The following is a 13,726-nucleotide window of genomic DNA, read 5'->3' on the forward strand; positions in this document are numbered from 1 at the left end:
AAATTTAGCGAATTAACCGCTTTTAAAATCCAATTAAAAAAACTATTTTTGTCGCCACTAATTTTTAAGGAAAATATGGCAACATACAAGAAAAAATATAAACCAGAAGGTAAAAAAGCAGAACAACAAGTTGAAGAGTTAGAAAGCACAACGGCTGAAGTATTTAATACTTTAGATGAAACTGCTTCTAAATCTGAACAATGGATAGAAAAAAACAGTAAGCCTTTATTTACCGCATTAGTGGCTGTTGTAGTAATATTTTTAGCTTTTTTAGGGTATAACAAATATGTTTCTGAACCAAACGAATTAGAAGCATCTAATGAATTAGCTTTTCCTAGAAAATATTTTGATGAGGCTGCAAATGCTGGATCTGGAATAGATTCTCTTTTAAATTTAGGTTTAGAAGGAGCAGATGGTAAATACGGTTTTTTAGACATTGCTAACTCTTACAGTGGAACAGATGCTGGAAACTTAGCTAACTATTACGCTGGTGTTTCATATTTACAAATGAAACAGTATGACAAAGCAATAGAATTTTTAAGTAAATTTAATTCTGATGATGAAATTTTAGCTCCTGTATCTTTAGGCGCTATTGGTGATGCTTTTTCTGACATTGACCAACAAGAAGATGCTTTAGACTATTACGAAAAAGCTGCCAACAAAAAAGCTAATGACTATACCACTCCTTTATTTTTATTTAAAGCAGGACAAACAGCCTTAAGTTTAAAAAAATATAGTAAAGCTGAACAATTATTTACTCAGATAAAAGAAAATTATTCTAAATCTGACCAAGGTAAAGACATTGAAAAATTTATTAACGCTGCCAAATACGCAAATTAGGAATTAGTGTACAGGTTTTAGGAATTAGTAAAACCTAACTACTAAATAACTATCACTAAAAACTAAAAAATGGCTACAACCAATTTATCTTATTACGATAAAACAACAATCCCAAATGCGAAGACTTTTCGATTTGGGATTGTTGTTTCTGAATGGAATCCTGAGATTACTCAAAACTTAAAAAAGGGAGCAATAGAAACATTCTTAGACTGTGGTGCTTCGAAAGAAAACATCATTTCTTGGGACGTACCTGGGAGTTTTGAATTAGTATATGGATGTAAAAAAATGATTGAATCTCAAAAATTAGACGCAATTATTGCTATTGGTAATGTAATACAAGGAGAAACTAAACATTTCGATTTTGTTTGTGAAGGGGTTACTCAAGGAATTATTGATTTGAATGTGAATTATGATGTACCTGTAATATTTTGTGTTTTAACAGATAATACAAAACAACAATCTATTGATAGATCTGGTGGTAAATTAGGTAACAAAGGTATTGAATGCGCTGTTGCTGCAATTAAAATGGCTGCTATTAAAAATTTAGACAGAACATCAGAAAGTATTGGTTTTTAATAAGAATTTAAGAATTCTTTTAACATCAATCTTTGATGTATTCCATTAAATTCTTTAAATTTGAATTCCTTAAAATTGGTATAATAATTGATTTTATAGATTATTATTCATCAATTCATTTCTAAAACTATGGGATTCTTAAAAAGAACAAACAAAAAATTTGATTATCAGCCTCGTTATTATAAAGGAGAAGGAAATCCTTTTAAAATAGAGCATAAATTAGATCAGTTTAGAACTACAGCAGGAAAAAACAAAGGTTTAAAGTCTAAATTTTCTGACGCTATTGATGAGTTAAAAACCTCTGATAAAGGCGTTAATAAAACAATTTTATATATAATATTTATTCTTGTTTTTATCTTCTTGTATATTATTGATTTTGATTTATCAATATTCTTAAGTAAATAATGTCAGACATCATTCAACTTTTACCAGATCATGTAGCAAATCAAATAGCTGCAGGAGAAGTCGTACAACGACCAGCTTCTGTTGTTAAAGAATTATTAGAAAACGCTATAGATGCAGGTGCTACAAGTATAAAATTATTATTAAAAGATGCCGGAAAAACATTAATACAAGTTATTGATGATGGTAAAGGTATGAGTGCAACAGATGCTAGAATGAGCTTTGAAAGACATGCTACATCTAAAATTCAAAAAGCTGAAGACTTATTTAACCTTTCTACAAAAGGTTTTAGAGGCGAAGCTTTAGCTTCTATTGCAGCAATTGCACATGTAGAGTTAAAAACAAAACAAGAAAACGAGGAATTAGGTACTTCAATAAAGATTGAAGGAAGTAAAATAGTTTCTCAAGATTTTATTTCTACTTCCAAAGGAACAAGTATTGCAGTTAAAAACTTGTTTTACAATATCCCAGCAAGAAGAAATTTTTTAAAATCTGATACTGTAGAAACAAGACATATTATAGATGAATTTCAAAGAGTAGCATTGGCACACCCAACGATTTCTTTTTTATTACATCACAATAATAACGAAGTTTATAATTTACGAGACGGTAATTTAAGACAACGAATTGTAGCTGTATTTGGTTCTAAAATGAACGAAAAACTGGTTCCAATTAACGAGCATACAGATATTTTAAATATTCAAGGTTTTATAGCTAAACCAGAGTTTTCTAAAAGAAAACGAGGAGAACAATTCTTTTTTGTGAATGATCGTTTTATTAAAAGTTCATACTTAAATCATGCTGTTGTAAATGCTTTTGATGGTTTATTAGAACAAGGCTCACATCCTTCTTACTTTTTATACTTAAAAGTACCTGCAAGTACAATAGATATTAACATCCACCCTACAAAGACAGAAATTAAGTTTGATAACGAAAAGGCTTTATACGCCATGTTAAGAGCTACTGTAAAACACAGTTTAGGGCAATACAATGTTGCTCCTGTTTTAGATTTTAATAGAGATGCTAATTTAGATACACCTTATCATTTTAATAAAAGCGCAGTAAAAGGATCTGTTCCAAAAATTACGGTAGATCCAGATTTTAATCCTTTTAAAGAAGCTTCTAATAAGGAAGTTACATTACCCTATAAAAGAGAACAAAATACTCAAAGTTGGAAATCTTTATATACCTCTGTTTCAGATGAAGTAAATCAAGAAGAATTATTTGATCATCAGCAAGAAACAAAAACACAAAAAACGTTTCAAATTCAGCGCAAATATGTAATGAGTTTAATAAAGTCTGGTGTGGTATTGATACATCAAACTTCTGCGCATCAACGAATTTTATATGAAGAGTTTTTAGAAAGTATTACTGTAAAAGAAGCCAATAGCCAACAATTATTATTTCCTGTAAAAATTTCTTTTACTTCACAAGAGATCGAAATGATTTACACAATGAAATCTGAATTAGAAAATGCTGGTTTTTCTTTTGATGAATTCACTAAAGACAGTGTTACCATAAAAGGAATACCCGTTTCTGTAACAGAAAGTAAAATTACCATTATATTAGAAGAGCTTTTAAACGATATTAATTTAGAAGTACCAGATGCCAGTTTTAGTCATTTTGATGTAATGGCAAAATCTTTTGCAAAAACATTATCTTTAAAAACAGGAACTAAACTTTCTGAAAAAGAACAAGAAAGTTTAGTAAATAATTTATTTTCGTGTAAAGAACCAACAATTTCTCCTTTTGGAAAAGCAACTTTTAAAACGTTGACTTTAAACGAAATTGACAATCTGTTTAATAGTTAAAAAAATGAATAAACTCACAGATGCCATAAAACATCTTATAATTATTAATATAATTTTATTTGTTGCTCCGCAGTTACTAAAATTAGATTTAACAAATATATTAGCTTTACATTTTCCTAAAAACGAACACTTTGGTTTTTGGCAATATGTTACGCATATTTTTATGCATGGTAGTTTTTCTCATATTTTATTTAATATGTATGGTTTATACGCTTTTGGAACTCCATTAGAGCAAATGTGGGGAAAAAAGAAGTTTATTTTCTTCTATTTTTCTGCCGGAATTGGCGCTGGGTTAATCTATTCTTTGGTAAATTATTATCAATTTAATGGCATATTTGAGCTTTTTATAAACGCAGGTTTAACAGATTCAGAAACTTTATCTATCTTAAAAACCGGGAGTACAAATGATGCTAGAGTAATAACTGCAATAACACAAGAACAATTTAATAAGATAACATCTCTTTATAGTACTCCTGCTGTTGGAGCTTCTGGAGCTGTTTATGGTGTTTTAGTAGCGTTTGGACTTTATTTTAAAGATGCCAAATTAGCACTAATATTTTTCCCAGTTCCAATAGCTGCTAAATACTTTATTCCTGTAATGATTTTAGGGGATTTATTCTTTGGTATGACTAAATATTCAGTTGGTAACATTGCTCATTTTGCTCATATTGGTGGCGCACTAATTGGTTTTATTATAGCTTGGTATTGGAAAAAAATCAATTTAAAATAAGCTAATGAGTTTTATTAACGAAATAAGAACAAGATATGCAAACGGGAACATTGTAGAAAAATTAATCTATATAAATATTGCTGTATTTGTATTAACATTGCTAATTAATGTATTACAAGGTTTATATGAAGGTCAGATTAATTGGCTAATGGATTGGTTTTCTTTAGATAATGAAATAAATACTCTTTTCACAAAACCCTGGTCTATAATTTCTTATGGCTTTTTACATGCAGATTTTTTACATATCCTTATGAACTTGATGGTTTTGTATTTTATCGGAAATTTATTTATCCAATATTTTACGCAAAAACAGCTTCTTAGTTTTTATATACTAGGTACAATATCTGGAGGTTTATTATATTTATTTAGTCAGAATTACTTCCCTTTATTTGAAGGAAAAACCTCATTATTAGTTGGTGCTTCTGCTGGAATTTCTGCAATTTTAATTGGTATAACTACATACATGCCTAATTATCAATTAAAATTAAGATTTATAGGCTTTGTAAAACTATGGCACATAGCTCTTTTTTGGATAGGTTTAGACATTATTAGCCTTGTTGGAAACAATGCTGGAGGACATTTTGCGCATTTAGGAGGTGCTTTATTTGGTTTTCTTTATGTTACAAAAGCAAGTAATAAAAAAATAGAGTTTGTTAGTAAGGTTTTAGCTTTCTTTAAAACTAAAAAATCACCTTTAAAAACAGTACATAAATCTAAAAATAAGCAAACTAAATCTGTAAAAAAAACTGATATTACACAGCAACAAGTAGATACTATTTTAGATAAAATTAGTAAGTCTGGTTATGATACTTTAACAAAATCGGAAAAGGATTTTTTATTTAAACAAGGAAAAAAATAACATTCATATTGAAAAAATTATCCCTCTCTAATAAAATAATATATTTTCTAAACGCTATTTTAGCTACATTATTATTACTTTCTTATTTACTACCTTTTGTTTCTCCAAGGTCATTATCTTCATTTGCTATACTTAGTTTATTTGTACCAATTTTAGTTATTATAAATATTTTATTTGTTATTTATTGGATTTTAAAACTAAAAAAACAATTTTTAATGTCTTTAATAATTTTATTTTTAGGTTGGTTTTTTTCAACTCCTATTTATAAGTTAACTGAAAATAAATCATCTTTAAATGATGATTTAAAAGTAATGAGCTATAATGTAAGAATGTTTAATCACTGGAAATGGCTTGAAGTAAAAGATGTTTCAAACAAAATAAAGAATTTTGTGTCTGAAAAATCTCCAGATGTTTTATTATTTCAAGAATTTTACACTTTAGAAAAACAACAGTTTTCTTTCCCCTACAAATACATTAAAACTAAAAATGAAAAAGCAAAACTAGGTTTAGCTATTTTTTCTAAATTTCCTATTATAAATAAAGGTTCTTTAAATTTAAAAAATACTTCTAACAATATCATTTTTGCTGATATTCTAAAAAATAAAGACACAATTAGAGTTTATAATTTACACTTACAGTCTTTACAACTTAGTACAGATAAGGAAAATTTTGGTCAAGAAAATTCAGAAAAATTAATTGCCAGATTAAAACAAGGCTTTACAAAACAAGCAGAACAAATAGAAGTCTTTTTAGATCATGAGGCAAAATGGAAAGGAAAAAAAATAATTGCAGGAGATTTTAATAATACAGCATATTCTTGGACTTATAATCAAATATCAAAAAACAAAAAGGATGCTTTTATTGAATCTGGTAAAGGCTTTGGTAAAACTTTTAATTATTGGTTTCCTATGCGAATAGATTTTATTTTAACAGATGAAAATGCAATTATTAACAAGTTTACGTCCTATTCAAAAAAATTATCTGACCACTTCCCTATTCAAGCTAAAATTAACTGGTAATTTTTTATTATAAAAAGTTAAATAGAAGCCATTTTTAGCTTTTTAAGTTTACTTTTTTCTTTGTAAAAAGATTTATCCGCCACATAAATTGTTTTAGAAACTTCGGCAAAAACTATTGTTTCGTCTTTATTTGTAATTTTTATATTCTTAATTAAATCTATTTCATTTTTAGCTTTAACATCAATTTTAATTTTTCCTATTTCTTCTTTTGAAAAAACAAAATTCACAAAACAATTTTCTCTTGCAGGCTTTTTAAACTTTATAGTTGCTGCTTTATCCCAAACAACATAATTACTATCTAAGATATTCATTAACTGAATCATAAATATTGGATCTGTGGCAGAAAATAAACTACCTCCAAAAATAGACCCTACATAATTACTATTTTTATAAGATAATTTCAACTTTACTTTTACAGTTAATAAATCGTCTGAAACTTCATAAATTCTACCTGTAGATCTTCTATACATTGGAGATAAGTTAAAGCCATATTTATAAATACTGCTTTTACTCATAAATTTTTGTAATATTTTTGAAATAGTTGCGTACATTATTTTTTAATTTTTAAAATCATATTCTCTTTCTACTTTGCAAATTCTTAATTGGTATTGTTTATACCATTTTTGCCTTCCTAAATTTCTAGCCTCTATATGTTCTAAATTATTTTTCCAAGCTATAATGGCTTCTAAATCTTGCCAATAAGAAACAGTAATACCAACTTCACTCCTAGCCGATTCAATACCTAAATATCCTTTTTGAAGTTTTGCTAATTCTTCCATCCTCTCTGCTGTTTCTTTATAACCATCTAAATTTTCTGTTACAATGGTTGTAAAAATTACAGCATAATAAGGAGTTTTCAAATTTTCTACTATCATAAAATTAATTCGTATTTAGTTTCTGGCAATTGTATATCATCACTTATAAATCTATTTACAACTTTAAAATTATACTTTTCTAAAATCTTAGAAGAAGCAATGTTTTGGTCTATAACATAGCCAATTATTTTTTTATTCCTATTTGTTTGCAATATAAAATTAAAGCCTCACATATTTCTGAAGCATAACCTAATTTCCAAAACTCTTCAATAAAACGGTATCCAATTTCATCCTCTAATTTATCTTTTACCAAAGCAACAGTGCCAATAAACATTTTATCCGATTTTCTTTCTATAGCATAAATCCAAAAATCATTATTTAAAACGAAGTATTTAGCAATTAAATTATTTAATTCCTTTTCATTTTCTTCTAAAGATTTTATTTCTCCTGTAGCATACTTTAATACATTCGGATTACTCTCTAAGTTATGAAAAGCTTGTAAATCAGCTAAAATCAACTTTCTAACAATTAATCTTTGTGTTTCAAAAATCATGAATAATATTGTAAATTTGCAGTCCTTAAATGTACATGAATGATTGCAGATAAAAAAGTGGCTTTTTATACTTTAGGATGTAAGCTAAACTTCTCTGAAACATCTACTATTGCTCGTAATTTTGTGAGTGAAGGTTTTGAACGCGTAGAATTTGAAGAAAAAGCAGATGTATATGTTATTAATACATGCTCTGTTACTGATAATGCTGATAAACGTTTTAAATCGATCGTAAAAAATGCTTTAAAAAAAATGATGATGCTTTTTTAATTGCAGTTGGGTGTTATGCCCAATTAAAACCAGAAGAATTGGCAGCTGTAGATGGTGTAGATTTGGTTTTAGGAGCTACAGAAAAATTTAATGTTACTAGCTATATTAATGATTTAACAAAAAATGAAGTTGGCGAAGTGCATTCTTGTGAAATTTCTGATGCAGATTTTTATGTTGGTTCTTATTCTATTGGTGATCGAACTCGTGCTTTTTTAAAGGTACAAGATGGTTGCGATTATAAATGTACATATTGTACAATACCTCTTGCAAGAGGTATTTCTAGAAGTGATACCTTACAAAATGTTTTAGATAATGCTATAGAGATTTCTTCTAAAGGAATTAAAGAAATTGTTTTAACAGGTGTTAATATTGGTGATTATGGAAAAGGAGAATTTGGTAATAAAAAACATGAACATACTTTTTTAGAGTTAGTTAAAGAATTAGATAAAGTTGAAGGAATTCACCGTTTAAGAATTTCATCTATAGAACCAAATTTATTAAAAGATGAAACAATTGAGTTTGTTTCAAAATCAAATACTTTTGTACCTCATTTTCATATTCCTCTTCAATCTGGAAGTGATGAGTTACTTAAGAAAATGAAACGTAGATATTTATCTGATACATATACCAATAGAGTTTCTAAAATTAAAAAAGTAATGCCAAATGCTTGTATTGGTGTAGATGTTATTGTTGGTTTCCCTGGTGAAACGGATGAATTATTTTTAGAAACATATAATTATTTAAACGAATTAGATATTTCCTATTTACACGTTTTTACGTATTCTGAAAGACCAAATACAGAAGCTGTAGATTTTGATGGTGTAGTCCCTAAAAAAGTACGAGCTAAACGTAGTAAGATGTTACGTGGTTTATCTGCAAAGAAAAGACGTTCTTTTTATGAAGCTCAATTAGGAAATACACTAACTGTTTTATTCGAAAGTGAAAATAAAGAAGGTTATATAAATGGATTTACTGAAAACTACGTAAAAGTAAAAACACCTTGGAATCCTGAGTTAATAAACACTTTACATACAATTACTCTTACTGAAATTGATAAAGATGGCTTAGTTAGATTTAATTTTTCTTAACCTAGTTGTTTTTATAGAACTTGGCATTAAAATTGCTTTCATCTTAATAAATCTATTATAATGAAATATTTTTTTAAGCCTTATCTTTTTGGCGGTAAACTATATTTAAATAAAATTTTAAGAATAAAGAGTTGAAAAAAACTATAGAAAATACTACCAAAATAATTAAAAATAAAAATATATATGCAAAATTTATTGCTGTTATAAAAGATGTGTCCAATTTAGAAGACACTAAATCATATATTGTAAATAGTGGTTTAATATGGGATAAATTAATTTTAGATACAGTTGTTTTAAAAGTTGTATATATTAAAGTTCTTATAGATAATAAAGATTTCTGGCTTAAAAGATTACAACAATCTAATGTTTTTTCTTTTGTAGCAATTAATAGTAAAGATGCTTTAGGAAACATAAAATATATTACAGAAAATACAATTGTAAAATTAAGAAAAACTCATTGTCATGGACTTTGTGCTGTATATGATGTTATTTTTTTAAAAGACGGAAAAGTAATTTTTAATGGTATAGAAAATGTTTTAGTTAAAGGAAATAAAGAATTTAAAATTACAAAAAGACAAATAGAAAAACTTAATTGTTTATTTAAAAAAACTTCTTTTAAAAATTATAGTAATGCTTTTAAAAGTAGATCTATTGTGGATTTACCAAGCACATTTATAACTTATAAAAACAAACAAATTGAAATTAAGCTTTGGAAAAAATGTTCCAGATGAATTAACATCTGTCATCAAATATTTAGAAAAGCTTTTAATAGAACAAAAACTAATTGAATAAATGACAAAAATCCCTATATACTTTATGCCAGGTTTAGCTGCTGGACCAAAAATATTTGAAAATTTAGACCTTTCTAAGGAGCATTACGAATTGTTTTATTTAGAATGGAAAAAACCATTGGCTATAGAAGAATCTATTACTAATTATGCAATGAGGATGTCTGAAGACATAAATCATAAAAATCCAGTACTGGTTGGTGTATCATTTGGAGGTATAATAGTACAAGAAATAAGCAAGTTTATAGAAACAAGAAAAGTAATAATTATTTCTAGTGTAAAAACAAAACACGAACTACCAACTAGGTTTAAAATTTCAAGTATGAGTAAGTTATACAAGCTTTTCCCAACAAAAATTGTAAACAATTTTGAATCTTATGCCAAGTTCTTCTTAGGAAAATCTCTTAAAAAAAGAGCTGATATTTATAAAAAATATTTATCAGTTAGAGGTACAAAATATTTAAAATGGTCTATCCATAATGTACTGCATTGGTCTCAAGAAAAACCTTTAACAGATATAATACATATTCATGGTACAGAAGATCACGTTTTCCCTTATAAAAACATTAAAAACCCCATCAAAATTGAAGAAGGTACTCATGTAATGATTTTAACTAAAGCTAAAAAAATATCTCAAATTATTCACGAAAGTTTAACTTAATTAAAGTTTTTTATTGTTTACTTTTAAGGCCTAAAAAAATGAATTAGCTATGAATAAATCTTTACGTTTTTTATCTTTTCTATCTGTAGTTTTTATTACACTTTTATTTATAAATGCAGTAAATAAAGCAGATGTAGACCCTAAAACAAACACACATAAAAATTATAAAGTAAAAGCTCTAAGCTTGCCTAAAAATTTAAATTTAGCAGGAGAAAGAGTTCCATTAGAAATTGCTGATGTTAGAGAAAGAATGGACAGAGAGTTATTAGTAAATACTTATTGGCAATCTAATGGGTTATTACTTATAAAACGAACCAATAAGTACTTCCCTATTTTAGAACCTTTATTAAAAAAATACGGATTACCAGACGACTTTAAATATTTAGCTCTAGCAGAAAGTGGTTTTACTGATGAAACTTCTACAGTTGGTGCTGCAGGAATGTGGCATTTTATGAAAGCTACTGGAAAAGAATATGGATTAGAAATTAATAGTAACGTAGATGAAAGGTATAATATTGAGTTAGCTACAAAAGTTGCTGCTCAATATTTAAAAAAATCTAAAGATCGCTTTGGATCTTGGACTTTAGCTGCTGCTGCTTATAATGCAGGTAACTACGGAGTTTCAAGAAGATTAAAATCTCAAAAAGTTGATAATTATTATGATGCAAAATTAGCAGATGAAACGGAGAGATACGTATTTAGAATATTAGCCTTAAAAGAAATAATTAGCAACTCAGAAAAATATGGTTTTGTTTTTAAGAAAGAAGATCTTTATAAAACACAAAAAACTTATACTATTAAAGTAGATAGTGCAATTGCTAATATTACAGATTTTGCAAGAGGTTACGGAATGAATTATAAGGAATTTAAAATTTATAACCCTTGGTTAAGAGAAAATAAATTGAATAATAAAAGTAGAAAAATTTACGAAATTCAAATTCCAATTAAATAGTTAATCTAATATTGTTTTTACCCTACCTACAATTCCACTTTCTAAAAGAACTTTTATTCCATGAGGATGATTTGATGATTTAGTTAAAAGTCTGGCTATTATACCTTCTGTTAATTCTCCCGTTCTTTGATGTGGTTTTTGAATAACTTCAACTAATAAACCAATTTTTACATTTTTTCTTTGCCTTCCATCTTTCATATTATATATTTAAAAAATAAAAAAAGCCTATCAAATTATTTTGATAGGCTTTTCTTAAAAAATTAACTAGTAATAGATATATATTATAATACTCTTACGTTTACTGCGTTTAATCCTTTTCTTCCATCTTGTAAGTCAAATTCAACTTCATCGTTTTCACGAATTTCATCAATTAATCCTGACACGTGTACAAAATGTTCTGTGTTTGATCCTTCTTCAGTGATAAATCCAAATCCTTTAGATTCATTGAAAAATTTTACGGTACCTTTATTCATTATAAAAATTATTGTGTTGTTAAATTCATTCCTAACAACGTTTATTAAAATACAAAGATAGTGCCATTAATTCAAAATGACTCAAAAACATTCATTTTCTTTAAAACAAAATCATTAAACACTAACAATCAATCGTTTAACATCATTAAATTCTTCAATTATTTCATTTAAAACAGTTTTAGCAGGTTTTATTTCATGAATTAGTCCTGCAATTTGACCAATTTCTAACTCACCATTCTCTAAATCTCCTTCAAACATTCCTTTTTTTGCTCTTGCCCTACCAAGTAATTCTTTAATATCTTCTATTGATGGATTTTTCTGATATAACTCTTGAACTTCATTAAAAAACTTATTTTTAATCAATCTTACAGGTGCTAATTCTTTTAATGTAAGTTGCGTATCGCCATCTTTTACATCAACAATTGTGTTTTTAAAATTAATGTGGGCAGAAGATTCTTTAGTTGCAGCAAATCTACTTCCAATCTGAACTCCATCTGCTCCTAAAACCATTGCTGCAAGCATTCCTCTTCCTGTTCCAATTCCTCCTGCAGATATAACAGGTATTTTAACTTGTTCTTTTACCATTGGTATTAAAGCAAAAGTTGTTGTTTCTTCTCGCCCGTTATGACCACCTGCTTCAAAACCTTCACAAACAACTGCATCTACACCAGCAGCTTCAGCTTTTAGAGCGAATTTTACAGAACTTACAACATGTACAACTGTAATTCCTTTTTCTTTTAAATATGAAGTCCATGTTTTAGGATTACCAGCAGATGTAAAAACAATTTTTACCCCTTCCTTAATAATTATATCCATAATTTTTTCAATATCTGGATATAACATTGGCACGTTTACCCCAAAAGGTTTATCCGTAGCTATTTTACATTTTTGAATATGCTCTCTTAAAACATCTGGGTACATAGAACCTGCGCCAATTAAACCTAAACCTCCTGCATTTGAAACTGCAGAAGCTAATTTATAACCAGAAACCCAAATCATTCCTCCTTGTATAATTGGGTATTTAATATTAAAAAGTTGTGTTATTTTATTTGTCATTTTTTTATCTTTAAAATAAAATCGATACGAATCAAAAAAATCAGTTAAAAATAAATGGTAACTCCAAAGGAAATTTAACCTTCATATTTGCAATAATCCCTGGTTGCATACCATCAAATTTTAGAAAATAAGATATAATTTTTTCTTTGTATTGATCTCCAATATTTGGAGTTATTGATATATCTTCTACTTTACCCTCTTTACTAATTGAACACTTTAAAAGAAAATTGGTATTTAAACCTTCATTTTTTAAACCCTTTACCAATTCTTTATTTAATCTAGTTCTTAGGCTCTTATTTCCTTTTTTATAATGAGGACTTCTAGATATTATTAATTTCTCTTTTATAGTAATCCCTTCTTCATTCCAAAGATTATAATCTAAAATATTTCCTTTTTTATATACAATTCTTGCTCTACTCTTTAAGTTATTATCTAGGTATTTCCAAACTCCTTCTTTTTTCCCATTTAAAAAATAACCTTTAGTTATAAGTGCTCCTTTAGTATTAAAATAAGAGTATCTTCCATTTTTTTTACCTTTAGAGTTGTAGTTTTGAGTAGATTTTAAATTTCCACTCTCATCATATACCTTAAAAACTCCAACTCTAGTTTTTAATTTTTTATTTTTAAAATTTCCTTGAAATTTTACTTTTCCATTTCCAAAATAAACAGTTGCCAGCCATAAAGAATCTTTCTTAACAATAGTTTGAATATAAGTAGCTTGTTCTTTTATTACTTTCTTATAATGTCTATCTAAATAATTTACAACAGAATCTTTCTGTGAAAAACACGAGAATGAAAGGAAAAAAGTAAATACAATTAAAAAAATATTTTTCATT

At 27.3% G+C, this 13,726-nt stretch carries 17 protein-coding genes and 1 pseudogene; 11 read left to right on the forward strand and 7 right to left on the reverse strand.

Annotation, left to right across the window (positions count from 1 at the left end; translation table 11 throughout):
* Positions 1 to 75 precede the first annotated feature (75 nt).
* The 7 genes from N5A56_RS07165 (at position 76) to N5A56_RS07195 (ending at position 6,237) form a co-directional block, all read left to right on the forward strand.
* Positions 76 to 840 (forward strand): tetratricopeptide repeat protein, encoded by a 765-nt coding sequence (locus N5A56_RS07165; RefSeq protein ID WP_265724836.1) that lies wholly within the window; start codon positions 76 to 78, stop codon positions 838 to 840.
* A gap of 69 nt (positions 841 to 909) precedes the next feature.
* Complete coding sequence (gene ribH, locus N5A56_RS07170; RefSeq protein WP_265724837.1) at positions 910 to 1,416, forward strand: 6,7-dimethyl-8-ribityllumazine synthase; 507 nt, start codon at positions 910 to 912, stop codon at positions 1,414 to 1,416.
* A 129-nt stretch (positions 1,417 to 1,545) separates the two neighbouring features.
* Positions 1,546 to 1,821: a riboflavin synthase subunit beta gene (locus N5A56_RS07175; protein ID WP_265724838.1), complete on the forward strand. Its 276-nt coding sequence runs from the start codon at positions 1,546 to 1,548 to the stop codon at positions 1,819 to 1,821.
* Positions 1,821 to 3,629 (forward strand): DNA mismatch repair endonuclease MutL, encoded by a 1,809-nt coding sequence (mutL, locus tag N5A56_RS07180; protein ID WP_265724839.1) that lies wholly within the window; start codon positions 1,821 to 1,823, stop codon positions 3,627 to 3,629. Before N5A56_RS07175 ends, mutL begins: the two co-directional genes overlap by 1 nt.
* 4 nt (positions 3,630 to 3,633) lie before the next feature.
* On the forward strand, positions 3,634 to 4,359 hold the full coding sequence (locus tag N5A56_RS07185) for a rhomboid family intramembrane serine protease (protein ID WP_265724840.1): 726 nt from the start codon (positions 3,634 to 3,636) through the stop codon (positions 4,357 to 4,359).
* 4 nt (positions 4,360 to 4,363) lie between these two features.
* Positions 4,364 to 5,218 carry a rhomboid family protein gene (locus N5A56_RS07190; protein ID WP_274270297.1) on the forward strand — a complete coding sequence of 285 codons (855 nt, stop codon included), beginning with the start codon at positions 4,364 to 4,366 and terminating at the stop codon, positions 5,216 to 5,218.
* 215 nt (positions 5,219 to 5,433) lie between these two features.
* Positions 5,434 to 6,237: an endonuclease/exonuclease/phosphatase family protein gene (locus tag N5A56_RS07195; RefSeq protein WP_265724842.1), complete on the forward strand. Its 804-nt coding sequence runs from the start codon at positions 5,434 to 5,436 to the stop codon at positions 6,235 to 6,237.
* Positions 6,238 to 6,254: 17 nt separating this feature from the next.
* Here N5A56_RS07195 and N5A56_RS07200 read toward each other — a convergent pair whose 3' ends face one another.
* The 3 genes from N5A56_RS07200 to N5A56_RS07210 all read right to left on the reverse strand — a co-directional run bounded on the left by N5A56_RS07200 (position 6,255) and on the right by N5A56_RS07210 (position 7,605).
* Positions 6,255 to 6,788 carry a DUF4442 domain-containing protein gene (locus N5A56_RS07200; RefSeq protein ID WP_265724843.1) on the reverse strand — a complete coding sequence of 178 codons (534 nt, stop codon included), beginning with the start codon at positions 6,786 to 6,788 and terminating at the stop codon, positions 6,255 to 6,257.
* 6 nt (positions 6,789 to 6,794) lie between these two features.
* Positions 6,795 to 7,112: an antibiotic biosynthesis monooxygenase family protein gene (locus N5A56_RS07205; protein ID WP_265724844.1), complete on the reverse strand. Its 318-nt coding sequence runs from the start codon at positions 7,110 to 7,112 to the stop codon at positions 6,795 to 6,797.
* 124 nt (positions 7,113 to 7,236) lie between these two features.
* Positions 7,237 to 7,605 (reverse strand): GNAT family N-acetyltransferase, encoded by a 369-nt coding sequence (locus N5A56_RS07210; RefSeq protein WP_274270298.1) that lies wholly within the window; start codon positions 7,603 to 7,605, stop codon positions 7,237 to 7,239.
* 39 nt (positions 7,606 to 7,644) lie between these two features.
* On the opposite strand from N5A56_RS07210, the pseudogene mtaB reads away from it, so the two are divergent.
* From mtaB to N5A56_RS07230, 4 genes and pseudogenes are all read left to right on the forward strand, one after another.
* A pseudogene (gene mtaB / locus N5A56_RS07215) lies at positions 7,645 to 8,960 on the forward strand (tRNA (N(6)-L-threonylcarbamoyladenosine(37)-C(2))-methylthiotransferase MtaB).
* 131 nt (positions 8,961 to 9,091) lie between these two features.
* Complete coding sequence (locus N5A56_RS07220) at positions 9,092 to 9,691, forward strand: DUF6438 domain-containing protein (RefSeq protein WP_265724847.1); 600 nt, start codon at positions 9,092 to 9,094, stop codon at positions 9,689 to 9,691.
* 61 nt (positions 9,692 to 9,752) lie between these two features.
* Positions 9,753 to 10,409, forward strand: coding sequence for an alpha/beta hydrolase family protein (locus N5A56_RS07225; protein ID WP_265724848.1), 657 nt, complete (start codon positions 9,753 to 9,755; stop codon positions 10,407 to 10,409).
* 49 nt (positions 10,410 to 10,458) lie between these two features.
* A complete protein-coding gene (locus N5A56_RS07230; protein WP_265724849.1) occupies positions 10,459 to 11,361 on the forward strand; it encodes a lytic transglycosylase domain-containing protein in 903 nt (300 codons plus the stop codon).
* Here N5A56_RS07230 and N5A56_RS07235 read toward each other — a convergent pair whose 3' ends face one another.
* The 4 genes from N5A56_RS07235 to N5A56_RS07250 form a co-directional block, all read right to left on the reverse strand.
* Positions 11,362 to 11,559: a YwbE family protein gene (locus N5A56_RS07235; RefSeq protein ID WP_265724850.1), complete on the reverse strand. Its 198-nt coding sequence runs from the start codon at positions 11,557 to 11,559 to the stop codon at positions 11,362 to 11,364.
* 83 nt (positions 11,560 to 11,642) lie between these two features.
* The gene (locus N5A56_RS07240; RefSeq protein WP_265724851.1) at positions 11,643 to 11,834 is read right to left on the reverse strand and encodes a cold-shock protein; all 192 of its coding nucleotides are present in this window, start codon (positions 11,832 to 11,834) and stop codon (positions 11,643 to 11,645) included.
* Positions 11,835 to 11,948: 114 nt separating this feature from the next.
* Positions 11,949 to 12,890: an NAD(P)H-dependent flavin oxidoreductase gene (locus tag N5A56_RS07245; protein WP_265724852.1), complete on the reverse strand. Its 942-nt coding sequence runs from the start codon at positions 12,888 to 12,890 to the stop codon at positions 11,949 to 11,951.
* A 40-nt stretch (positions 12,891 to 12,930) separates the two neighbouring features.
* Positions 12,931 to 13,725, reverse strand: coding sequence for a toxin-antitoxin system YwqK family antitoxin (locus N5A56_RS07250; RefSeq protein ID WP_265724853.1), 795 nt, complete (start codon positions 13,723 to 13,725; stop codon positions 12,931 to 12,933).
* Position 13,726 lies beyond the last annotated feature (1 nt).

This window comes from Polaribacter ponticola (assembly GCF_026191475.2).
GTDB lineage: Bacteria > Bacteroidota > Bacteroidia > Flavobacteriales > Flavobacteriaceae > Polaribacter > Polaribacter ponticola.